At 72.0% G+C, this 21,093-nt stretch carries 18 protein-coding genes; 12 read left to right on the top strand and 6 right to left on the bottom strand.

The features are described 5' to 3' along the window. Positions 1-57: 57 nt before the first annotated feature. Together FB470_RS18535 and FB470_RS18530 are read right to left on the bottom strand one after the other, a co-directional pair. Positions 58-729, bottom strand: a complete 672-nt coding sequence (locus tag FB470_RS18535) for a response regulator transcription factor (protein ID WP_306993186.1) — start codon at positions 727-729, stop codon at positions 58-60. Then, entirely contained in the window at positions 722-2,758 is a 2,037-nt protein-coding gene (locus FB470_RS18530) for a sensor histidine kinase (RefSeq protein ID WP_306993184.1), read from the bottom strand. Before FB470_RS18530 ends, FB470_RS18535 begins: the two co-directional genes overlap by 8 nt. A 136-nt stretch (positions 2,759-2,894) precedes the next feature. Between FB470_RS18530 and FB470_RS18525 the strand changes: the two genes are divergently transcribed. The 3 genes from FB470_RS18525 to FB470_RS18515 are packed head-to-tail and all read left to right on the top strand — an operon-like array spanning position 2,895 to position 5,331. Further along, positions 2,895-3,476 (top strand): hypothetical protein, encoded by a 582-nt coding sequence (locus tag FB470_RS18525; RefSeq protein ID WP_306993182.1) that lies wholly within the window; start codon positions 2,895-2,897, stop codon positions 3,474-3,476. Continuing rightward, entirely contained in the window at positions 3,473-3,886 is a 414-nt protein-coding gene (locus FB470_RS18520) for a hypothetical protein (RefSeq protein ID WP_306993181.1), read from the top strand. Before FB470_RS18525 ends, FB470_RS18520 begins: the two co-directional genes overlap by 4 nt. Next, positions 3,883-5,331, top strand: a complete 1,449-nt coding sequence (locus FB470_RS18515; protein ID WP_306993179.1) for a multicopper oxidase family protein — start codon at positions 3,883-3,885, stop codon at positions 5,329-5,331. The genes FB470_RS18520 and FB470_RS18515 overlap by 4 nt, the downstream gene beginning before the upstream one ends. Before the next feature lie 62 nt (positions 5,332-5,393). Here FB470_RS18515 and FB470_RS18510 read toward each other — a convergent pair whose 3' ends face one another. After that, entirely contained in the window at positions 5,394-5,783 is a 390-nt protein-coding gene (locus FB470_RS18510; RefSeq protein WP_306993177.1) for a winged helix-turn-helix transcriptional regulator, read from the bottom strand. Between the two features lie 142 nt (positions 5,784-5,925). Between FB470_RS18510 and FB470_RS18505 the strand changes: the two genes are divergently transcribed. Then, on the top strand, positions 5,926-6,888 hold the full coding sequence (locus tag FB470_RS18505) for an acetylxylan esterase (protein ID WP_306999348.1): 963 nt from the start codon (positions 5,926-5,928) through the stop codon (positions 6,886-6,888). A gap of 173 nt (positions 6,889-7,061) precedes the next feature. Here FB470_RS18505 and FB470_RS18500 read toward each other — a convergent pair whose 3' ends face one another. Next, entirely contained in the window at positions 7,062-7,772 is a 711-nt protein-coding gene (locus FB470_RS18500) for a FadR/GntR family transcriptional regulator (protein ID WP_306993176.1), read from the bottom strand. A 164-nt stretch (positions 7,773-7,936) separates the two neighbouring features. Between FB470_RS18500 and FB470_RS18495 the strand changes: the two genes are divergently transcribed. From FB470_RS18495 to FB470_RS18465, 7 genes are read left to right on the top strand one after another with little or no spacing between them, the layout of a single operon-like run. After that, the gene (locus FB470_RS18495; RefSeq protein WP_306993174.1) at positions 7,937-9,538 is read left to right on the top strand and encodes an ABC transporter substrate-binding protein; all 1,602 of its coding nucleotides are present in this window, start codon (positions 7,937-7,939) and stop codon (positions 9,536-9,538) included. Between the two features lie 16 nt (positions 9,539-9,554). Continuing rightward, entirely contained in the window at positions 9,555-10,514 is a 960-nt protein-coding gene (locus FB470_RS18490) for an ABC transporter permease (RefSeq protein WP_306993173.1), read from the top strand. Continuing rightward, positions 10,514-12,490: a dipeptide/oligopeptide/nickel ABC transporter permease/ATP-binding protein gene (locus FB470_RS18485; RefSeq protein ID WP_306999346.1), complete on the top strand. Its 1,977-nt coding sequence runs from the start codon at positions 10,514-10,516 to the stop codon at positions 12,488-12,490. Before FB470_RS18490 ends, FB470_RS18485 begins: the two co-directional genes overlap by 1 nt. Further along, positions 12,487-13,473, top strand: coding sequence for an oligopeptide/dipeptide ABC transporter ATP-binding protein (locus FB470_RS18480; RefSeq protein ID WP_306993171.1), 987 nt, complete (start codon positions 12,487-12,489; stop codon positions 13,471-13,473). The genes FB470_RS18485 and FB470_RS18480 overlap by 4 nt, the downstream gene beginning before the upstream one ends. Beyond that, a complete protein-coding gene (locus tag FB470_RS18475; protein ID WP_306993170.1) occupies positions 13,470-14,393 on the top strand; it encodes a dihydrodipicolinate synthase family protein in 924 nt (307 codons plus the stop codon). Before FB470_RS18480 ends, FB470_RS18475 begins: the two co-directional genes overlap by 4 nt. Further along, positions 14,390-16,363: a beta-galactosidase gene (locus FB470_RS18470; protein WP_306993169.1), complete on the top strand. Its 1,974-nt coding sequence runs from the start codon at positions 14,390-14,392 to the stop codon at positions 16,361-16,363. The genes FB470_RS18475 and FB470_RS18470 overlap by 4 nt, the downstream gene beginning before the upstream one ends. 25 nt (positions 16,364-16,388) lie before the next feature. After that, positions 16,389-18,245: a sialidase family protein gene (locus FB470_RS18465; protein ID WP_306993168.1), complete on the top strand. Its 1,857-nt coding sequence runs from the start codon at positions 16,389-16,391 to the stop codon at positions 18,243-18,245. A gap of 66 nt (positions 18,246-18,311) precedes the next feature. On the opposite strand, the gene FB470_RS18460 is transcribed toward FB470_RS18465, so the two are convergent. Both FB470_RS18460 and FB470_RS18455 read right to left on the bottom strand, forming a co-directional pair. Beyond that, complete coding sequence (locus FB470_RS18460) at positions 18,312-19,127, bottom strand: NAD(P)H-binding protein (protein WP_306993167.1); 816 nt, start codon at positions 19,125-19,127, stop codon at positions 18,312-18,314. A gap of 114 nt (positions 19,128-19,241) precedes the next feature. Beyond that, the gene (locus tag FB470_RS18455; RefSeq protein WP_306993166.1) at positions 19,242-19,592 is read right to left on the bottom strand and encodes a cupin domain-containing protein; all 351 of its coding nucleotides are present in this window, start codon (positions 19,590-19,592) and stop codon (positions 19,242-19,244) included. A gap of 150 nt (positions 19,593-19,742) precedes the next feature. Between FB470_RS18455 and FB470_RS18450 the strand changes: the two genes are divergently transcribed. Beyond that, positions 19,743-21,059 (top strand): outer membrane protein assembly factor BamB family protein, encoded by a 1,317-nt coding sequence (locus tag FB470_RS18450; protein WP_306993165.1) that lies wholly within the window; start codon positions 19,743-19,745, stop codon positions 21,057-21,059. Positions 21,060-21,093: the final 34 nt, after the last annotated feature.

The raw sequence follows: 21,093 nt of genomic DNA, 5'->3' as shown, positions 1-21,093 counted from the left end.
GTCTGCGCACACTACGGCGGGGCCGTCTTCCCGGGCCAGCCGTTTTCCGGCGCGGTCTCACTCGCGGTGCTCGCGCAGGAAGGTGAGGACCGCGGCGACCCGGCGGTGCACCGGTTCCTCCGCGAGGCCGAGCTTGCCGAAGATCGAGTTGACGTGTTTCTCCAGTGTGGACGCCGACAGGTGCAGGCTGCGCTCGATGCCCGCGTTCGTCTTGCCCTGCGCCATTTCCCGGAGCACGTCCAGCTCCCGCGGCGTCAGCGTGGTCAGCGGTGACGTGACCGTCCGCGTGCGGCGGGCCACCAGCGCCTCCACCACCTGCGGGTCGATCACGGAGTCGCCGCGGGCGACCGCGCGCAGCGCCCGGATCAGGTCCTCCAGGTCACCGAGCCGGTCCTTGAGCAGGTACGCCAGCCCCGCGGTCCCGTTGCGGAGCAGGGCGAACGCGTAGCTCTCGTCGGTGTGCTGCGACAACACCGCCACCCCGACGCCGGGGTGCTCGGTCTGGATCGCGTGCGCCGCCTCGATCCCCTCCATGTGGTGGCCGGGCGGCATCCGGATGTCGGTGAGCACCGCGTCGGGCCGCAGGCGCCGCACGGCGTCCCGCAGCTCCGCGGCGTCGCCGACCGCCGCCAGGACCTCGACCTCCCCCGAGTCCTCCAGCAGGCGGCGGGTGCCCTCCCGGACGAGGTAGTTGTCCTCCGCGAGCACGATCCGCAGCCGCTCAGGCATGGCCCGCCCCCACCGGCAGTTCCGCGCACACCGTGGTGCCCGCGCCCGTCGCGCTGTCCACGCTCAGCCGCCCGCCGATCGCCTCGACGCGGTCCCGCAGGTTCGTCAGGCCGTGGCCGCTCTCCCCGGGCGCCAGCCCGATCCCGTCGTCGTGCACGCGCACCACGAGCGTCCCGTTGTGCCGGGCCAGATCGATGTCGGCGCTGCGCGCGGCGGCGTGCTTGACCACGTTCGTCAGCGCCTCGCAGATCACGAAGTACGCCGCGCCTTCGACCTCCGGCCCGAGCCGCTCGCCGCGCAATGCGGTGCCGGCCCGCACGGCGACCTCCAGCGGCAACCGGTCCGCGCGCGCCTCGACCGCCGCGACCAGGCCCTGGTCGCTCAGCACCGGCGGGTGGATGCCGTGCGCGAGCTCGCGCAGGTCGGTGAGCAGGTCCTTCGCGTCGCGCTGCAACTCCTCGAGCACCGCCGCCGGCTCCCGGTCACCGCGCGTGACCTGGTTGCGGGCCAGCCGCAGCTTCATGATCAACGCGACCACCTGCTGCTGCGCGCCGTCGTGGATGTTGCGTTCGATCCGGCGCCGCTCGGAGTCCTCGGCGGCGACGATCCGCGCGCGCGAGCGCCCCAGCTCGGCGACCTGCTCGGCGAGCCGCGCGGTGAGCCCGACGTTGGCGATCGCCGTCGCGGCCTGCCGGGCCAGCGTGGCGAGCAGGTCCCGGTCCGCGTCGTCGTAGCCGCCGTCACGGGGCCCGCACTCGATGTGCCCGATCACCTCACCCCCGCGTTCCAGCGGCAGCCGCAGCGCGGGCGGCCCGGCCGGGTCGCCGGCGGTCGCGGCCGAGCCGGGCACAGCCACCCGGACCCACGGGGCGGACAGCCCGCGGCACACGGTCCCGGCCAGGCGCGGCAGCAGCTCGGCGAGGTCGAGCGTGTGCTCCAGGGCGACGCCGAAGTCGGTCACCAGCTGGTAGCGGTTGACCCGTTCGCCGAACACCAGCCGGTCCGCCAGCCGTTCCAGGCCCCGGCGCACCGGCTGGAAGGCGATCGTCGCGACGATCGTCAGCAGCACGGCCAGCTCGACCGGAACCCGGTCACCCAGCGCCAGTCCCGGCGCGGCAGCCAGTCCGAAGTAGACGGCCGCGATGCCGGCGGACAGCACCGCGAACACCACCGAACGGCGCAGCACCAGCTCGATGTCGAACAGCCGGTACCGGACGACACCGATGACGACGGCCACCGGGATCATCGCCATGAGGCCGATCGCGAGCCAGCCGAGCAGCCGCAGCCACACCGGATCCGGATCGCCCACCAGGCCCTGGAGCACGATGAGGAGCGGGTAGCACACGAGCAGCAGCGCGGTCACGACGACGAGCAGCCGCATCCGGGCCCGCTGCTCCCGCCCGGCCTGCGCGAACCGGACGAAGAGGATCACCGCGACCACCAGGCCGTAGTTGCCGTTGAGGATCGCGGCGAGCGGCCCGCCCAGCCAGAACAGCCACGAGACCGCGAACGGGCTCGCCACGACGGGCGACGGGTCGAGCAGGTAGGGGTCGATGACCAGGTCCGGGCGGGACAGCAGCAGCAGCGGCGGCAGCAGCAGGTGCAGCCACATCAGCCGCAGCGCGACCCGCTGCCAGCGCTTCTCGACCACCCCGTCGGGGTAGGACGCCAGCTGCAGGACTCCGCCGATCAGGGACAGCACCGCGGTGTACTGCCACAGCAGGTTCGCGGCCCAGAACCAGCCGCCGGGCCCGTGCGCCAGGTAGGCGGAGCGGATCGGGGCCTCGAGACCCGCGTTGACCGCCAGGGTGCTGCCGATCAGCAGCAGCCGCCGCGCCTGCGGGTGGTCGGGCCTGCGCCGCACCAGCCAGACGCCGACGGCGAACAGCGGTACGACCCCGAAGGCGAGCCAGCCGAGGCTGCCGGTGTCGGCGCCCGGCACGACCACGGCCCACCACAGGGCCGCCGCGAGCCCGGCGGTGCCGAGCAGGATGCCCGTCCACCTCAGGACCGCGGACCACTGGACCATCACAGCATTGTCGGCCGCCCGCCACGCCGAGTCCATCGTGGAAGGCCGCGCCCCGCACCCCGCGGTTGGCCCCGTTCCGGCGCGCCACGGCCGCTCCTAGCGTCCAGGGACCCCCTGTGGAACGAGGTGAGGCACCATGACCGAGACCCGGACCGCACGCCGGCTCGACGCCGGCCGGTTCGCCCTGGCGGCGGGCGTCGCCGGCATCGCCGCCAACCTGCTGCTGATCGTGTTCTTCGCCTCCGGTGCGGCCTGGCGGGACGAGCCGGGGGCGCTGTCCTGGACGGGACCGGTGAACGACGTCCTCGTCGCCGTCCAGTTCGCCGCGCTCGTTCCGGTGGCGATCGCGTTGCGGACCCGCGCCCGGCTCGCCGGGCTGGCGGGGATGACCGGTGTGGTCGTCCTCCAGGCGCTGCTGCTGGCGGGCGTGCTGGAGTTCGGGACGCAGGTGTGGTGGGTGACCGGCTGCTTCCTGTTCGTGTTCGCGTGGGTGCTGGTGGTGAGCCGCGGCCTGCCGCGGACGGTCGCGCGCTGCGGCACAGTGGTCGCCCTCGCCTATCCCGCGGGCGGGCTCCTGGTCTGGGGTGCGCTGGCGTTGCCGTCGAAGTCGCCCGCGCAGTACGCGGTCGGCGGCCTCGGGCTGGCCCTCGGCGCGATCGGCTGGCTCGGCCTGCCGGTCTGGTCGCTGATGTTGGCGCGGCTGGGGAGCCGGCGATGACCGCGACGGCCGAGACGACGGTCGCCGGCCCGCGCCGGACGCTGGCGGCGCTGCGAGTGGTCACCTCGCTGCACGTGGTGGCGGTGGTCGTGCAGCCGGTGCTCGCCGGGGAGTACCTGGCCGGCGACATCGACGCACTCGGCCTGCACGAGCTGAACTCCATGATCGTGAGCGGGCTCGGCGTGGTCCAGGTGATCGCCGCGGTCGTCTACGTCTGGGCCGGGCACGGGCGGTTCTGGCCGCTGGCCGCGTCGGTCGCGATCGCCCTCGTCGAGCAGGTCCAGTCGGGATTCGGGTACGAGGGCGACGTCGCGGTCCACATCCCGCTCGGGGTGGTCGTGGTCGCCACGCAGTCCCTGCTCACGGTGTGGCTGTTCCGGGACTCCGCCGCCCGGAGGCGGTCCCGGTGAGGATCACCCGGCGCGGTTTCCTCGGCGCGCTCGGCCTGGCCGGGCTGGGGGCGGCCGGGTTCGGGCCGCTGCTGGCCACGCCGAACCAGACCGCGGAACTCCTGCGCAGCACCGCGCGGCTGCCGCGGCCGTTCACCGCGCCCCTGCCGATCCCGCCCCAGGTGACCGGTGACCGCGTCACGATCACCCAGCGGCAGGCGGAGCAGGAGATCCTGCCCGGGCTGCGCACCCCGATCTTCGGCTACGACGGGCGCTGGCCCGGTCCGACCGTGGTGAGCCGCGCCGGCCGGCCGACGGTGGTCACGCACGTCAACGACCTGCCGGTGCCGGTCGCGGTGCACCTGCACGGCGGTCACACCCCGCCCGAGCACGACGGGTACCCCACCGACCTGGTGCGCGACCGGCACGACTACGTCTACCCGGGCACCCAGCGGGCCGCCACGCTCTGGTACCACGACCACCGGATGGACTTCACCGGTCCGCAGGTGTACCGCGGTCTCGCCGGGTTCCACCTGGTGCGCGACGACGAGGAGGACGCGCTCCCGCTCCCGCGCGGGGACCGGGAGATCCCGCTGATGATCACCGACCGAGCCTTCGCCGAGGACGGGTCGTTCGCCTACCCCTCGCTCGATCCGGAGCTGCGGCGGCCGGGCGTCGCGGAGGACTTCATGGAGGGCGTGCTCGGCGACGTCGTCCTGGTCAACGGCGCGCCGTGGCCGGTGCTGGAGGTCGACGCCGTCCGCTACCGGTTCCGGATCCTCAACGCCTCCAACGCGCGCCGCTACCTGCTCGCGCTGCGCCCTGGCGCGCCGCTGGTGCAGATCGGGTCCGACGGCGGTCTGCTCGACGCACCGGTCACGCACACCGAACTGCCCGTCGCGCCGGGCGAGCGGTTCGACGTCGTGGTCGACTTCGCGGGCTTCGCGCCGGGCAGCGACGTGACGCTGCGGAACCTGCTGGGCGACGGCACGACCTCCGACGTCATGCGGTTCCGGGTGGTCCGCACGGCCACCGACGACAGCGCGGTGCCACCGGTGCTGAGCCGGGTCGAGCGGCTCGACCCGGGTCGGGCCGTGCGGACGCGCGAGTGGCGGTTCTCGCTGGAGCACCACGGCGACCGGCACCTGTGGACGGTCAACGGCGACCGGTTCGCCCCCGACCGGCCGCAGGCCGAACCGCTGCTCGGGCAGATCGAGATCTGGCGCATCGTCAGCGACGCGCACCACCCCTTCCACGTGCACCTGAACCCGTTCCAGGTGCTCGCGCGCCGCGGCCACCCACCGTCTCCGTCCGACGCGGGGTGGAAGGACACCGTGGACGTCCGGCCGCACGAGTACGTCGACCTGGCCGTCCGCTTCACCGACTACGCGGGCCGCTACGTGGTGCACTGCCACAACCTGGAGCACGAGGACATGGCGATGATGGCGGCCTTCACCACGCGATGACGGGACGACCACCCACCCACCACCAACCTGATGGCCAAGGACAACTCGGGCGCGGTGGCAGCTCAGCGGCGGGGTTTCCCGGCCCGCTGCTTCGCGTCGTAGGCCGCCCGGGCCCGGTCGACCTCGGGGAGGTTGACCGACCACTCGGACACCGCCGCGAACAGCGGCGCGAGGCTGCGCCCCAGCTCGCTGATCTCGTACTCGACGCGGGGCGGCACCTCCGGGTGGTAGGTGCGGACCACGAGACCGTCGCGTTCCAGCTGGCGCAGCCGCTGCGTCAGGACCTTCGGCGTGATCGTGGCGATGCGCCGTTCCAGTTCCACGAACCGGAGCCGGCCGTACTCGTTGAGCGTCCACAGGATCGGCGTCGTCCACCGGCTGAAGACGAGGTCGACGACGGGGGAGATCGGGCACGCCAGTTCCGGGGCGATCTCCCCTGCGGTACCGCTCATGATCGGTCACTTCCCTCCGGATACCCACTCACCCCTGGACAGTAGCGTGGGCGGGCCGCCCGGGTAAACCCACTCTTGTCCGGAGTGGACAGATTTCCGCCGCCAGCGGGTCGTCGGCGCTAAAGTCGTTGCCGTGACGACGATGTACGACCTCCCCCTCGCCGAGTTGTCCGAGTACCGGCCGCCGCTGGACGAGCCCGCCGATCTGGATGCCTTCTGGGCCACCGCGCTGGCCGAGGCGGACGCGCTGCCCCTCGACCCGGTGTTCCGTCCACACGAGACGTTGCTGCGCACGGTCGAGGTGTTCGACGCCTCGTTCACCGGCTCGGGCGGCCAGCGCGTGTCGGCGTGGTTGATCCTGCCCCGGCAGCGACCGGCCGAGTCCCCGTGCGTCGTGCAGTACCTGGGGTACAACCTGGGCCGCGGCCTGCCGCACGACTTCCTCACCTGGTCGGCGTTCGGTTACGCGCACCTCGTCGTCGACACCCGCGGCCAGGGCGGCAAGACCCTGCCGGGCACCACGGCGGACCTGATGCCCGCCGCGCCGGGCCCGCACGTGCCCGGGTTCATGACGCTGGGCATCCTCGACCCGGCGCAGTACTTCTACCGCCGGGTCTACGTCGACGCGGTCCGCGCCGTGGCCGCCGCGCGGTCGCACCCGGAGATCGACGCGGACCGGATCGTCGTCGCCGGCGGCAGCCAGGGCGGCGGGATCACGTTGGCCGCGGCCGCCTTGGCGCCGGGGATCGCGGCGGCCCTGCCGGATGTGCCGTTCCTGTGCCATTTCCGCCGGGGCGCGGAAATCGCGGGCGACGGGCCTTACCTGGAACTGGTGACGTGGCTGGCCGCGCACCGCTTGCGGGCCGAGGAGGCGTTCGCCACGTTGCGGTACTTCGACAACGCGGTGCTCGCGTCGCGGGCGAGCGCGCCGGCGTTGTTCAGCGTGGCGTTGCGGGATCCGGTGTGCCCGCCGTCGACGGTGTTCGCGGCCTACAACCGGTACGGCGGGGAGCGGGAGATCCGGGTCTGGGAGTGGAACGAGCACGAAGGCGGTCAATCGGCTCAGGTGGCCGAGCAGGCTTCGTTCCTGGCGCGGATCTTGTAGGCCGTTCTCTCGCGCCGGTTTTCGGCCTGCCCCGAAGGGAATAGCGCGGTGGGCGCGGCTGACAGCGCCGGCTTCGCTACCCCGGAACCGGGAGAAGGGTCACCATTCCCTGCCGGGCGGCCGCCGCCTCCCCGATCCCGCTCGGCCCGGGCGGCGGCGGTCCGGCCTGGGAACTACTCCGGTGCGGCCGCGCCGAAACCGCCGTATTCGCCGGCCTTCGCACGCTTGCGGACCTCGTCGAAGTGGCGGTGCACGGCTTCCTCGGCGGCGTCGGGATCCGCGGACACCAGCGCGTCGACGATGGCCTGGTGCCGTTTGGCCGTGCTGACCGCCGAGCCGGCCGGGCCGCCGAGCTCGGACTCCGCCGCGCGGTAGACGTCCCAGAACAGGCGGGTCAGCTCGCGCGCCAGGTCGAACCCGGCCTCGGCGCAGATCAGATCGTGGAACTCCCGGTCGGCGGCCGCGCTGTCCGGCCCCTTGCGCCGCATCCGGGCCACGCAGGCCTGCAGGTCAGCGATCAGCTCCGGCCGGTGCCGCCGCGCCACCCGCCGCGTCAGCTCGGTCTCCAGCATTTCCCGCACCTCGAGCAGGTCCCGCAGCCGGCCGGTCGTGCCGGCGCCCGGCGTGCGGGTGCGGAACAGCAACCACGTCCGCAGGGCTTCCGACCCGGCCGACCCGACGAACGTGCCGTACCCGTGCCGCACCTCGACGATGCCCAGCGCCCGCAGCGCGCGGATCGCCTCGCGGATCGAGTTGCGGCTGACCCCGATGTCGGCCATCAGGTCCAGCTCGGTGGGCATGGGCGTACCCGGCGGGAGCTCCCGCTCGATGATCAGGTCGATGATCCGTTTGCTGATCTCGTCGCCGAGCTGTGCGCGTGCCACCTACTTCTCCCCCCTGAACTCGAAGCCGCCTGGGTTTCCGGACATCCTACGTCGATCCCTTGACCACCGGGGCGGCCGCTCATTACAGTCACCCGAACGCAGGACGTCCTACGTCCTACCAGTTCCTCCGACCTGATTCAACGACGCACCAGTCAGGAGACGCCATGTCGCACAGCATGTCCGGCCACAGCCGCCGCGACTTCCTGCGGTACACCGGCCTGGCCGGGACGGCCGCGGCCTTCTCGGTCACCCTGGGGGCCTGCGGCGGCCCGGCCTCCACCAACAGCACCGGCAACCCGACCGGCTCCCTCACCGCGGTCATCGGCTACGGCAACAACCAGACCTGGGACCCGCTGCAGACCGCCTCCGCCTTCTCGATGGCCGCGATCCTGCACACCTACGAATCGCTGGTCGAGGGCGACCCGATCACCCGGGACCCGTTCCCCGGCCTGGCCAAGGCGCTGCCCGCCGATCTGTCCGGGACGAGCCTGAAGTTCGAGCTGCGCGACGGCGCCAAGTGGCACGACGGCACCCCGGTCACCGCGGACGACGTCGTGTTCACCTACAACCGGGTGCTCGACCCGCAGGAGAAGGTGCTGGTCCACAGCTTCTTCGCGGACTGGCTGCAGGAGGTGCGCAAGACCGGCGAGAACTCGGTCGAGTTCGTGCTCAAGCACCCCTTCCCCTACGCGCTCCAGCGGATCCAGTCGGCGAAGATCTGCCCGAAGCACGTCTTCGAGGGCAAGTGGGCCGACGCGGCCGGCGGCAAGGTCGTCGGGTCCGGCCCGTACAAGGTGGTCGAGCAGGCGCCGCTGTCCTACACCCGGTTCGAGAAGTTCCCCGACTACAACGGTTCGCGCCCGGCCGCCTACCAGACGATGCTGTGGAAGTCGATCGTCGACGCGGCGCCCCGCGTCGCGGCGATTTCCGGGGCCAACCCCGAGGCCCAGATCGTGGAGAACATCCCGGCGGCCAATGCCGACCAGCTGCGCAAGGCCGGCCGCACCGTGGAGTTCGCCGACGGCGGCAACAACCTGTTCCTGATGTTCAACACCGCGCACCCGCCGTTCGACAAGAAACTCGTCCGGCAGGCCCTGCACTACGCGATCGACAAGCAGAAGATGATCCAAATCGGGCTGCAGGGCGCGGGTACCGCGGCGACGTCGTTCATCAACCCGAAGCTGCCCGCGTCGCAGCCGGCGGCCAACGACTTCACCTACAACCCGGACAAGGCCAGGCAGCTGCTGCAGCAGGCCGGGGTGAGCGGCCTCGCCGTCACGCTGTCCACCACCAACACCTCGCTGGTGTCCGAGTGCGTCAAGGTCATCAAGGAGGGCTGGGACGCGATCGGCGTGACCACCACGCTGGACTCGCAGGACACCAAGGCGCTGTTCTCCAAACTGGACAGCGGCAAGGACTTCCAGGTCGTGGCCACCACCAACAATCCGCTGCAGTTCGGCAACGACCCGGACCTGCTGACCCGGTACTACTACTCGTCGACCTCGGTGCAGATGAACACCTACGCGCGCTGGTCCGGGCCGGAGGCGCAGGCGCTGTTGCAGCTGCAGGACCAGGCCGCCGCCGAGACCGACGAGACCCGGCGCAAGCAGCTCACCAAGCAGCTGCTGGACATGATCTCCGAGCACGCCGTCATCTACCCGGTGGTCTTCACGCAGCTCGGCACCGCGTGGGACGCCCGGCACATCAGCGGCGTGCGGGCGCAGGGCTACCCGGGCATCTACCTCAACCAGGCCAAGCCGGCCTGACCCGGGGAGTACGTCCATGGCCGTCGTCGCCCGGATGCTGATCGCCCGCATCCTCGCCCTCGTCCCGCTGGTGCTCGGCGTCATCCTGTTCGTGTTCCTCGTCATGCAGTTCTCCCCCGTGGACACCGCGGTGGCCGCGCTGGGCGACAGCAACCCCACGCAGGAGCAGCTCGAGCAGTTCCGCCGGGACAACGGTCTGCTCGACCCGCTGCCCCTGCAGTACGTGCACTTCGTGTGGCACCTGCTGCACGGGGACTTCGGCACGAGCGTGATCACCCGTGAACCGGTGGGGCAGACCATCGCCACCGCGCTGCCGCTGACGGTGCAGTTGACCGTGCTGGGCCTGCTGATCGCGGTCGTCGCCGGGCTGGTGCTCGGCGTGACCTCGGCGTTGTTCCGCGACCGCTGGCCGGACCAGCTGATCCGGATCGTCACGCTGGCCGGTGTGGCCGCGCCCGCGTTCTGGATCGCCGTGCTGCTCGTCCAGTGGCTCGCGGTCGGCGAGGGCCTGTTCCCGACCAGCGGTTACGTCAGCCCGGCCGACTCGTTCGGCGGCTGGCTGAACTCGCTGACCCTGCCGGCGATCTCGCTGGCGTTGCCGGTGGCCGCGCAGCTGACGCGGATCATCCGCACGTCGATGGTCGAGGAGCTGGACAAGGACTACGTCCGCACCGCGCGCGGCGGCGGGCTGCCACCGGTGGTGGTGGTCGGCCGCAACGTGCTGCGCAACGCGCTGATCAACCCCCTCACCGTGCTCGGCCTGCGGGTCGGCTACCTGCTGGGCGGCGCCGTCGTGATCGAGACGATGTTCGCGCTGCCCGGGATGGGACAGAACATGATCCAGGCCGTCAAGGACGGCGACACCGCGAAGGTCCAGGGTTTCGTGATCACCATCGCGGTGGGGTTCGTCCTGGTCAACCTGATCGTCGACGTGCTGTACCTGATCGCCAACCCGCGCCTGCGGAGCCGGTCGTGATGCGGCAGCTGTACCGGCCGGGGCTCACGAAGCGGCTGTCCCGGCCGGGTATCCGGTTCCGCCGGCTCTCCGCGGCGTCCTGGGTCGCGGTGGTGCTGCTGGTCCTGCTGGCGCTGGTGGCGCTCATCGGGCCGCTGCTGGTCAGCGATCCGTACGCGATCGGCACCGAGATCACCGGCCCGAACGCCGTGCACTGGTTCGGCACCGACGCCTCCGGCCGGGACATCTTCTCCCGGGTCGTGCACGGCACCCGCTGGTCGCTGGCGATCGGCCTCGGCGCGGCCGCGGTCGCACTGGTCGCCGGGGCGCTGATCGGCTCGGTGGCCGCCACGTCCCGGCGCGCGGTGGACGCGGTGATCATGCGCGTGCTGGACGTGCTGATGGCCTTCCCCGGCATCGCGCTGGCGGCGGTCCTGGTCGCGGTGTTCGGCCGCGGCATCTCGGTGCTGATCTTCGCGATCGCGTTCGTCAACGTGCCGCCGGTCGCGCGGGTGGTGCGCGCCAACGTGCTCGCGCAGTACAGCGAGGACTACGTGGCGGCCGAGCACATCATCGGCGCCCGCCGGTTCTTCATCCTGGTCAAGCACGTCGCGGTGAACTGCGCCGCGCCGATCCTGGTCTACTGCACGGTGATGGTGGCCGACGCCATCGTGTTCGAGGCGTCGCTGTCGTTCATCGGCGCCGGGATCCAGCCGCCCGACCCGTCGTGGGGTTCGATCCTGTCCGACGGCAAGGACATGGTGCTGACCGGTGGCTGGTGGGCCACGCTGTTCCCGGGCCTGATGATCCTGATCACCGTGCTGGCGCTGAACGTGATGTCGGAGGGGATCTCCGACGCGTGGGCGGCGCCCTCGGCCCGTACCGCCAAGGCCGCCGAGGTGGCGAAGGCGGTCGTCGCCGAGGAGGCCGCCGAGAACGTCGCGCCGGTGCTGCCGATCCGCGGCCTGCGCGAAGTGGGCGAGCGGCTGATGCGCCGCTCACGGCCCCTCGCCGGCACCGAGCCGTTGTTGTCGGTGGAGGGTCTGACGATCTCCTTCCCGGAGCGGCACAACGGCGTGAACGTGGTCGACGACGTGTCGTTCACCGTGCAGCCGGGCGAGGTGCTCGGCCTGATCGGCGAGTCGGGCTGCGGCAAGTCGCTCACCGCGCTGTCGGTCGTGGGGCTGCAACCGCGCACGGCCCGGCTGTCCGGGCGGCTGGTGTTCGACGGCACGGACCTGCTGAGCATGAAGCCGTCCGAGCGGCGCCGCCACCTCGGCCGCGACATCGCGATGATCTACCAGGACGCGCTCAGCTCGCTGAACCCGGCGATGACGATCAGCGCGCAGCTCAAGCAGTTCACCAGGCGCGGCGGCACCCGGACCCCGCGCGAGCTGGTGGAGCTGGTCAACCTCGACCCGGACCGAACGCTGCGGGCCTACCCGCACGAGCTGTCCGGCGGGCAGCGGCAGCGCGTGCTGATCGCGATGGCGCTGTCCCGCAGCCCGAAGCTGATCATCGCCGACGAGCCGACCACCGCGCTCGACGTGACCGTGCAGGCGCAGGTCATCTCGCTGTTGCTGCGCTTGCAGGAGGAGCTCGGCTTCGCCCTCGTCCTGGTGTCGCACGACCTCGCGCTGGTGTCCGACGTCGCCGACCGCGTGGTCGTCATGTACGGCGGGCAGGTGGCCGAGGCCGGCACGACCGCGCAGGTCGTCGGCGCGCCCCGGCACCACTACACCCGGGGTCTGCTCAGCGCGGTGCTGTCGCTGGAGGAGAACGACGCCCGGCTCACCCAGATCAAGGGTGTGGTCCCGGCCCCGGCCGACTTCGCGCCCGGCTGCCGGTTCGCCGACCGCTGCCCCGCCGCGCGGGCGCACTGCCGGACCGAACCGCCGGTCGTCGACGGCGAGGCGATGGACCACCTCGTCGCGTGCCACCACCCCGCGGAACCGGCCGAGCGGCCGGAGGTCCTGGCGAAGGGAGCCCCGGCGTGACCGCCCCGCTGCTGGAACTCGACCAGGTGCACGTCGTGCACAAGATCCGCTCGTCCGGGCTGTTCGGGCACGACTCGGTGCACGCGCTGACCGACGCGACGCTGACCGTCCACCCCGGCGAGACGATCGGGGTGGTCGGCGAGTCCGGGTGCGGCAAGACGACGCTGGCGAAGGTCGTGGTGGGCCTGCAGAAGCCCACCAGCGGCACCGTGCGGCACCGCGGGAAGTCGTTGTGGGACAGCGGGACCGGCCGCCGGGAGTTCGGTCGCGACATCGGGATGGTCTTCCAGGACCCGTCGACGGCGCTCAACCGCCGGATGTCGATCGCCCGGATCGTGCGCGACCCGCTCGACGTGCACCGCGTCGGCACCCCGGCCGAGCACGCGGACCGGGTGCGCGAGCTGATGGGCCTGGTCGGCCTGCCGTCCAGTGTGGCGGACGCGGTGCCGGGCCAGCTCTCCGGCGGCCAGCGGCAGCGCGTGGCGATCGCCCGCGCCCTCGCGCTGGAGCCCGCGTTGCTGGTCGCGGACGAGCCGACGTCGGCGCTGGACGTGTCGGTGCGGGCGCAGATCCTCAACCTGCTGCTCGACCTGCGGGAGCGGCTGGGCCTGGCGATGATCTTCGTGTCGCACGACATCCAGACCGTGCGGAAGATGAGCGACCGCATCGTCACGATGTACCTGGGGCGCATCGTGGAGGACGCCCCGGCGGCCGCGATCCCCGGCGCCGCCCGGCATCCCTACACCCGCGCGCTCTTCTCGGCCACGCCGAGCCTGCTGAACCCGAACGACCCGATCGTGCTGACCGGCCCGGTGCCCTCGGCGGTCAGCCCGCCGACCGGCTGCGCGTTCCGCACCCGCTGTCCGAAAGCGACGGACGAGTGCGCGCTGGCGGTGCCGCCCGCGTCGACGGCCGGCGACGGTCACCTCTACCACTGCATCCATCCCGAGGTCCCCGACACCATCGAAGTGAGTGTGCGATGACACGATTCACCGGCATCATCCCCCCGCTGTGCACACCGTTCCGGGACGACTTCACGATCGACGTCGACTCGCTGCGCCGGCACCTGGACGTCCAGCTGGCGGCCGGCATCCACGGGGTGTTCGTGCTCGGCTCGTCGAGCGAGGTGGCGTTCCTGCCCGACCGGCAGCGGCGCGTGGTCATCGAGACGACGGTGGCGCACGTCGCCGGCCGCGTCCCGGTGCTCGCCGGGTGCATCGACATGACCACCCTGCGCGTGGCCGAGCACATCCGCGTCGCCGAGGAGGCCGGCGCGGACGCGCTGGTCGTCACCGCGCCCTACTACACGCGGACGCACACCGCGGAGATCGAGCAGCACTTCCGGCTGCTGCGGTCGCGGACCGAGCTGCCGATCTTCGCCTACGACATCCCGATGGCGGTGCACACGAAGCTGGACCGGGCGATGATCCTGCGCCTGGCCGGGGACGGCGTCCTGTCGGGTGTCAAGGACTCCAGCGGCGACGAGGCCGGGTTCAGCGCCCTGCTGCTGGGCCGGCGCGACCGCGGGCTGACCGACCTCGCGGTGTTCACCGGCTCGGAGCTGGTCGTCGACCTCGCGTTGCGGATGGGCGCCGACGGCGCGGTCCCCGGGCTGGCCAACGTGGACCCGGCCGGGTACGTGTCGATCTTCGACCGGGTGCGCGCGGGAGATCTCGACGGCGCCCGCCGGGAGCAGGAGCGGCTGCTGCGGCTGTTCGCGATCACCAGCGCGGCGCCGCCGGAGCGGATGGGCCGCGGGTCGGCCGGGCTGGGCGCGTTCAAGGCGGCCATGAAGATGCGCGGCTTCATCGACAACTCGGTGATGGCGCCGCCGCAGCTGCCCCTCAACGACGAAGAACTGCTGAGCATCAAGGGCACCCTGACGGAGGCGGGACTGCTGTGATCCGCTACGGCGCCGACTACAACCCCGAACACTGGACCGAGGACGTCTGGGACGAAGACGTCAAACTGATGACCGAGGCCGGGGTCAACCTGGTCAGCCTCGGCATCTTCTCCTGGGCGAAGGTAGAGCCGCGGCCGGGCGAGTTCGACTTCGGCTGGGTCGACGCGGTGATGGACAAGCTGGCCGCGCACGGCATCGGCGTGTCCCTGTCGACGATGACCGCCTCGCCGCCACCGTGGCTTTCCCACCGCCACCCGGAGGTGCTGCCGGTCCGCGAGGACGGGACGCGCCTGTCGGCGGGTTCGCGCCAGCAGTACTGCCCGTCCAGCCCGGTGTACCGGGACCACGCGGCCCGGCTGGTCGAGCAGGTCGCGGCGCGGTACGGCGACCACCCGGCGCTGACGATCTGGCACGTCGGCAACGAGTACGGCTGCCACATCCGGCAGTGTTACTGCGACACCTCCGCCGCTGACTTCCGCACCTGGCTGCGCGCCCGGTACGGCACGCTGGACGCGCTGAACGCGGCGTGGTCGACCACCTTCTGGTCGCAGGGCTACTCGGAGTGGGCGGAGATCCAGCCACCGCGGGTCGCGCCGTCGTTCCGGAACCCGGCCCAGCAGCTGGACTTCCAGCGGTTCTCCTCGGACGCGATCCTGGCCTGCTACCGGACCGAGGCGGACATCCTGCGCCGGGTGACGCCCGGCGTCCCGCTCACCACGAACTTCGTCGGCCTGGTGCAGAAGGCGCTGGACTGGCATTCGTGGGCCGCGCACGAGGACGTCGTCTCGCTCGACTCGTACCCGGAGCCCTACGACCCGCGCGGGCATGTCGAGGCGGCGTTCGGCTACGACGTCGTGCGCTCGCTCAAGGACGGCAAGCCGTGGCTGCTGCTGGAGCACGCGCCGAGCGCGGTGAACTGGCGGACCCACAACGGGGCCAAGGCGCCCGGCGTCATGCGGCAGGGTGTGCTGCAGGCCGTCGCGCGGGGCGCCGACGCCGCGTTGTTCTTCCAGTGGCGGCAGAGCCGGGGCGGCGCGGAGAAGTTCCACTCGGCGATGGTGCCGCACGCCGGCGCGGACACCCGGATCTTCGCCGAGGTGTGCTCGCTCGGCCAGGACCTGGCCGCACTGTCCGATGTGGCCGGTACCCGCGTGCGGTCCGAAGTGGCCTTCCTGCACGACTGGAACAGCTGGTGGGCACTGGAACTGGACGCGCACCCGTCGCAGGACGTCACGCAGCTGGACTCGCACCTCGCGCACTACGCCCCGTTCTTCGACGCCGGGGTGAGCTGCGACGTGCTGCCACCGACCGGTGACCTCTCGGCGTACAAGCTGGTCGTGGTGCCCAACCTGTACCTGCTCGACGAGGAGGTGGCCGACGGGCTGCGCCGCTACGTGGAGTCGGGCGGGCACTTGGTGGTGTCGTTCTTCTCCGGCATCGTCGACTCGGCCGACCGCGCCCACCTGGGCGGTTACCCGGTGGCCCCGCTGCGGGAGGCGCTCGGGGTGCGCGTGGAGGAGTTCTGGCCGCTGGCACCGGGGACCTCGGTGGCGTTGAGCTCCGGTTCGGCGGGCACGCTGTGGTCGGAGGCGATGTCGCTCCAGGGCGCGGAGGTCGTCGCGTCGTTCGCCTCCGGTGACCTGGCCGGCGCGCCGGCGATCACGCGTCACGAGTACGGCGACGGCGTGGCCTGGTACCTGGGCACCCGGCCGGAACCGGGCGAGATGCGCCGGCTGGTGGACCGGATCGCGGCCGGGGCGGGTGTCGCGCCCGTTCTCGAGGGCCTGCCTGCCGGGGTCCAGGCGGTGCGCCGGGAGGGTCCGGACCGCGAGTTCCTGTTCCTGCTCAACCACGACAGCGGCGAGGTCGCCGTCGACCTGCCGTCCCCGGCGCCCGACCTGCTCACCGGCCGGACCTCGGCCCGGCACACCCTGGCGCCCCGCGGCGTGGCCGTGGTGCGAATCCGCTGATCCCCACCCATCGAAGGGAAGGCACATGAGATCGTCCGCAGCGTGGCGCACGGTCCCGCTCCTGGTAGCGGTGCTGCTCGCCGGACTGCTCGGGGGCACCGCCACCGCCGACACCGCCAAACCCGGGTTCGACCAGCAGGCGCTGTTCAACCCCAAGCAGGAGCAGGGGTACTCCTGTTTCCGCATCCCGGCCATCGTCAAGAGCACGCACAACACCCTGCTCGCCTTCGCGGAGGGCCGGGTCAACGACTGCGGCGACGCGGGTGACATCGACCTGGTGCTCAAGCGGTCCACCGACGGCGGCAAGACCTGGTCGCCGCTGCAGGTGATCAACTCCGGCGACGGCGACACCCACGGCAACCCGGTGCCGATCGTCGACTCGACGACCGGACGGATCGTCCTGATCACCACCTACAACCCCGGCCGCACCGACGGCAAGGGCTGCGCCGTACCGTGCCCGCGGACCCCGCACGTGCAGTACAGCGACGACGACGGCCTCACCTGGTCGACTCCCGTCGACATCAGCGCGCAGGCCAGCCGGCCCGAGTGGGACGCCTGGTACGCCTCCGGTCCGGTGCACGGGATCCAGCTCACCCAGGGCCCGCACCGCGGGCGCCTGGTGTTCGGCGTGAACGCGGAGACCGCGCAGGGCACCGACTCGGTGGTGAACCACGGCGCCCTCGTCTACAGCGACGACCACGGCCAGAGCTGGCACATCGGCGCCGTCGACAGCTACCCGTTCACCGCCAAGGGACCGTTCTCGCAGAAGCCGTCCGAGATCAGCGTGGTCGAACTCGCCGACGGCTCGATCTACGCCGGGGGCCGGGAGCAGAGCGGCACCGACATCGGCAACCGCGACTACGCGATCAGCCGGGACGGCGGGGAGACGTTCAGCGCGGACTTCACCACGATCCCCGACCTGGTGACGCCGATGGTGCAGGGTTCGCTGCTGCGCCTGGACCGCCCCGGGCCGGACCGCGTCCTGTTCTCCTCGCCGTCGGACACCGACCGGCGGCGCTGGATGATGATCCGCTCGTCCTACGACAGCGGCCGCAGCTGGGAGAACGCCGAGCAGGGCACGCGGGTGACCGACGACTGGTCGGGCTACTCCGACATGGTGCAGATCAGCGGCCGGTTCGACCGGACGACCGAGATCGGCCTGATGTACGAGGGCGGACCGGTCGACGCGCGTGACGAGATCCGGTTCGCGCGCTTCGACGAGAACGTGCTCGGCTGGCACAACCCGGCGGGCCCGACGACGCGGGACGTGTCGGGTCAGCGGTCGGACGCCTACCTGGTGGGCGGGCCGGTTCCGGTACCGGGCCGCTACGGTGACGCGCTCGAGCTGGACGGTGTGGACGACTTCGTCCGGGTGCCCTACGACAGCTCGCAGCTGGTCGGTTCGGAGGACTTCACCTGGACGGGCTGGGTGAACTACGGCGCCTCGACGGGCAACCAGGTGTTCTTCTGGATGGGCGGCATGGGCTCGACCGCGCCGCAGATCTGGTTGCGCGGTGAGCCCGCGGCGAACCGGCTGATCGCGTCGATGACCACCACGGCCGGCACGAAGCAGGTGACGTCGGTGGGCGCCTACGCGGACCAGCAGTGGCACCACGTGGCGTTGCAGCGCACCGGCGGGCAGCTGCTGCTGTGGGTCGACGGGACGCAGGTGGCGTCCGGCCCGGCCGCGGCGGGTTCGGTGACGCAGACCGTGTCGTTCCAGTTCTGGCTGGGCCGCCGCCTCGACGGCGCCTTCGGCCTCGACGGGTCGCTGGACGACGTCCGGCTCTACCGCCGGGCGCTGTCACCGTCCGAACTGGACGCCGTGCGGGTGGCGAACGAGCCCGTGCGGGACGGTCTGGTGCTGCGGCTGCCGTTCTGAGTTCGCTTGCCAGGTCCCGCCCCCGGCCGTGGGGGCGGGACCTCTCTCAGTCGTGCCGGCTGCGGTTCACTTGAACACCGCGGCGTTGTCCGCGGCCCACTCGGCGAAGCGGCGCGCCGGCCGTCCCAGGATCCGCTCCACGTCCCCGCTCACCCGCTGCTCGACCGGCTTCGGCGCGCCGAGGATGTCCAGCGTGGACTCCACCACCGGCTCGGGCATGAACCGCAGCATCCGCTCCCTGGCCTCGTCCCGGCTGAGCTCCGCGAACCGGACCGGCTCACCCAGCGCTTCCGCGATCGCGGCGGCCTGCTGCCGCGGCGAGACGGGTTCCGGTCCGGTCAGCACGTAGGTCCGGCCGTGGTGGCCGTCCTCGCGCAGCACGGTGGCGGCGACCTCCGCGATGTCCGCGGGGTCGACCGCCGGCAGCGCGACGTCCGCGAACGGCGCCGCCACCATCCGCTGCGCGCGAACCACGTCCGCCCACGCGAACGTGTTGGTGTGGAAGCCGCCCGCCCGCAGCACCGTCCACTCGAGACCCGAGTGTTCGACGGACGCCTCGAGCGCGTCCGGGTGCCGCCCGGTCGCGACCCCGAGCGAGGACAGCAGAACGAGCCGCCGCACCCCGGCTGTGCGCGCCAGCGCGACGACCGCACCGAGGTCTCCGCCAGTGCCCAGGAACTCGCCCGATGTGAGCAGGAACAGCGCGCCGGCCCCGTCGAGGGCCGGCTCCAGACTCGCCGGATCGGCCAGGTCCGCCCGCACGTGCCGGACGCCCGCGGGCACCTCCGCGGCCCTGCGCGACACCGCGGTCACCCGCTCCCCTGCGAGGGCGCGTACCAGCGCCCGCCCGACGTTCCCGGTCGCCCCGGTTACCACGATCATGTTCGTGCTCCTCGTGTTCGGCGTTGTGAAGACACGAGCACGCTACTGACGCCGGGGTAGTAGGTACCTAGAGGAAAGTGGGGGGTGGGGTGACCGGGACCACAGGCGCGCCCGTCACTCGAGCCAGTCGGTGACGAACCGCGGAGCGGCGTGGATGTGCACCGCCTCGTACCCATCGGGCCCCGTGGCGAACTTGTGCGGCGTCTCCGCGGGAACGACGAGCACCTGACCGGCCTCGCCGACGATCTCCTCCGTGCCGATGGTGAAGGTCGCGCTGCCCCGTTTGATGACGAACGTCTCCGCGTAGGGGTGCTTGTGCAGCCGCGGCCCCACCCCGGCGCGCGAGGTGGACTCGAGGATGATCGAAATCCCCGCACCACCGGGGAGGTCCTCGAAGTTCTCGGTCCAGTCCTCCCCGCCGGTACCCCCGTCCCGGCGGCTGACGACGAGTTCGCGCACGGACATGGCGAGTTCCTTTCCCCAGGCTCCCTTGCCGCTCACCACGGTAGACCCCAGCCCCTTCGGGATTGCCGCGTTTGTGTGAAACCGGCCCCACCTCGCCGCGCTGTTCGCTAAGGTTCACCGGCGACTCGTCTTGGGGGAAGGTGGACACACGTGCGGCGAACTCTGGCGGCTGTGGCGTGCCTCGGTGTGGTGGTCACGGCCGGTGGTTGCGGTGGGCCGGGCGACGACCCGGCGTCGCGGCCGACCTCGGTACCGGGCGCGCCCTCGTCGACGTCCGCCGCGCCCGAGGCCAAGACCGCGGACCCGCCCATGGCGTTCGACGTCAACGGCGCCGTCGCCCTGCCCGCCACCGCGCTGCGCACCAACGTCGCCGGCTCGGTGGTGTCCCGATTCGTCACCCTCCGTGATCGGACGGCCTACATCATCACGCCCACGGAGATGAGCGCGGTGGACGTGCTCACCGGGCGGCAGAACTGGACCGTGCCGATCGAGGGCGAGCCCGGCGACCCGAACGGGCAGAGCGGGCCGTTCGTCAACCCCACCGGTCCGCGCCCGCCGGCCGTCACCGACGAGCTCGCCGTCGCCGCGGTGCCGGTCGTGCTGCCGGAGAAGGGCACCACGCCGGCGTCCGTCGCGTTGTCGGTCGTCGCCGCGGACGCGGCCAAGGGCACCAAGAAGTGGCAGGTGGACATCCAGGTGTCCGACAGCCCGTACGCCGACGCGCAGAACGCGGTGACCCAGGTCGTGGCGGTCACCGACAAGGCGGTCATCGCGAACTTCAGCCACCAGGACGAGGAGCACGTCACGGTCGGGCTCGACCCCGCCACCGGTGCGACCCTGTGGGAACGCAAGGACTACGACGCCGGCAGCGTGCACGGTGACATCGTCGTCGGCACCGACTACGACGTGCCCGAGAACTCCTCGATGACGCAGGCCACGGCGCTCGACGTGGCGAGCGGGCAGCAGAAGTGGGTCGGCGCACTCCAGTCCAGCCAGCTCACCATGATCCCCGCCGACCCGGCGCTGGTGGTGGTCAACCGCACCGACTACGGCACGGGCCACCCGTTCCTGCTGTTCCTCGACCCGGCGACGGGTGCGGAGAAGGCCAAGATCGCCGGTGAGGGCGGCTTCGGGTCGAGCGCGTACGGCGAGTGCCTCTACGACCAGCAGTCCGTGCTGCTGTGCCAGCAGGACGGCGTGCTCACCGGGTACGACGCGAAGAGCGCCCAGAAGCTGTGGAGCCTGCCCGACGAGGCCGCGAACCGCGTCGCGCCCGCGAGCGTGACCGTCGCCTGGCACGGTGCCGTGTACGGCACGACGCAGGGCGGCACGCCGATCGTGCTGGACGCCAAGACGGGCAAGGACAGGTCCACGGAAGCCGGCGCCGCGCCGGTCCAGGTCAGCAAGTACGCAGGCATCACCGCCGACGACGACGGCACACCCGTCGCGTACCCCGTGAAGAAGTGAGCCCACCGGCGGCGGCCCGACCCCGCGCCACGAG

The organism is Amycolatopsis thermophila (assembly GCF_030814215.1).
GTDB classification, from domain to species: Bacteria; Actinomycetota; Actinomycetes; order Mycobacteriales; family Pseudonocardiaceae; genus Amycolatopsis_E; species Amycolatopsis_E thermophila.
The sequence above is the reverse complement of the archived record's forward strand: the minus strand, read 5'-3'. Positions and strand labels throughout refer to the sequence as shown.

Coding starts and splice junctions, on each gene's coding strand:
- FB470_RS18510 (WP_306993177.1), bottom strand. CDS start 5,783: ATGAGCGGTACCGCAGGGGAGATCGCCCCGGAACTGGCGTGCCCGATC.
- FB470_RS18525 (WP_306993182.1), top strand. CDS start 2,895: ATGACCGAGACCCGGACCGCACGCCGGCTCGACGCCGGCCGGTTCGCC.
- FB470_RS18505 (WP_306999348.1), top strand. CDS start 5,926: ATGTACGACCTCCCCCTCGCCGAGTTGTCCGAGTACCGGCCGCCGCTG.
- FB470_RS18465 (WP_306993168.1), top strand. CDS start 16,389: ATGAGATCGTCCGCAGCGTGGCGCACGGTCCCGCTCCTGGTAGCGGTG.
- FB470_RS18530 (WP_306993184.1), bottom strand. CDS start 2,758: ATGGTCCAGTGGTCCGCGGTCCTGAGGTGGACGGGCATCCTGCTCGGC.
- FB470_RS18495 (WP_306993174.1), top strand. CDS start 7,937: ATGTCGCACAGCATGTCCGGCCACAGCCGCCGCGACTTCCTGCGGTAC.
- FB470_RS18490 (WP_306993173.1), top strand. CDS start 9,555: ATGGCCGTCGTCGCCCGGATGCTGATCGCCCGCATCCTCGCCCTCGTC.
- FB470_RS18485 (WP_306999346.1), top strand. CDS start 10,514: ATGCGGCAGCTGTACCGGCCGGGGCTCACGAAGCGGCTGTCCCGGCCG.
- FB470_RS18455 (WP_306993166.1), bottom strand. CDS start 19,592: ATGTCCGTGCGCGAACTCGTCGTCAGCCGCCGGGACGGGGGTACCGGC.
- FB470_RS18475 (WP_306993170.1), top strand. CDS start 13,470: ATGACACGATTCACCGGCATCATCCCCCCGCTGTGCACACCGTTCCGG.
- FB470_RS18460 (WP_306993167.1), bottom strand. CDS start 19,127: ATGATCGTGGTAACCGGGGCGACCGGGAACGTCGGGCGGGCGCTGGTA.
- FB470_RS18520 (WP_306993181.1), top strand. CDS start 3,473: ATGACCGCGACGGCCGAGACGACGGTCGCCGGCCCGCGCCGGACGCTG.
- FB470_RS18535 (WP_306993186.1), bottom strand. CDS start 729: ATGCCTGAGCGGCTGCGGATCGTGCTCGCGGAGGACAACTACCTCGTC.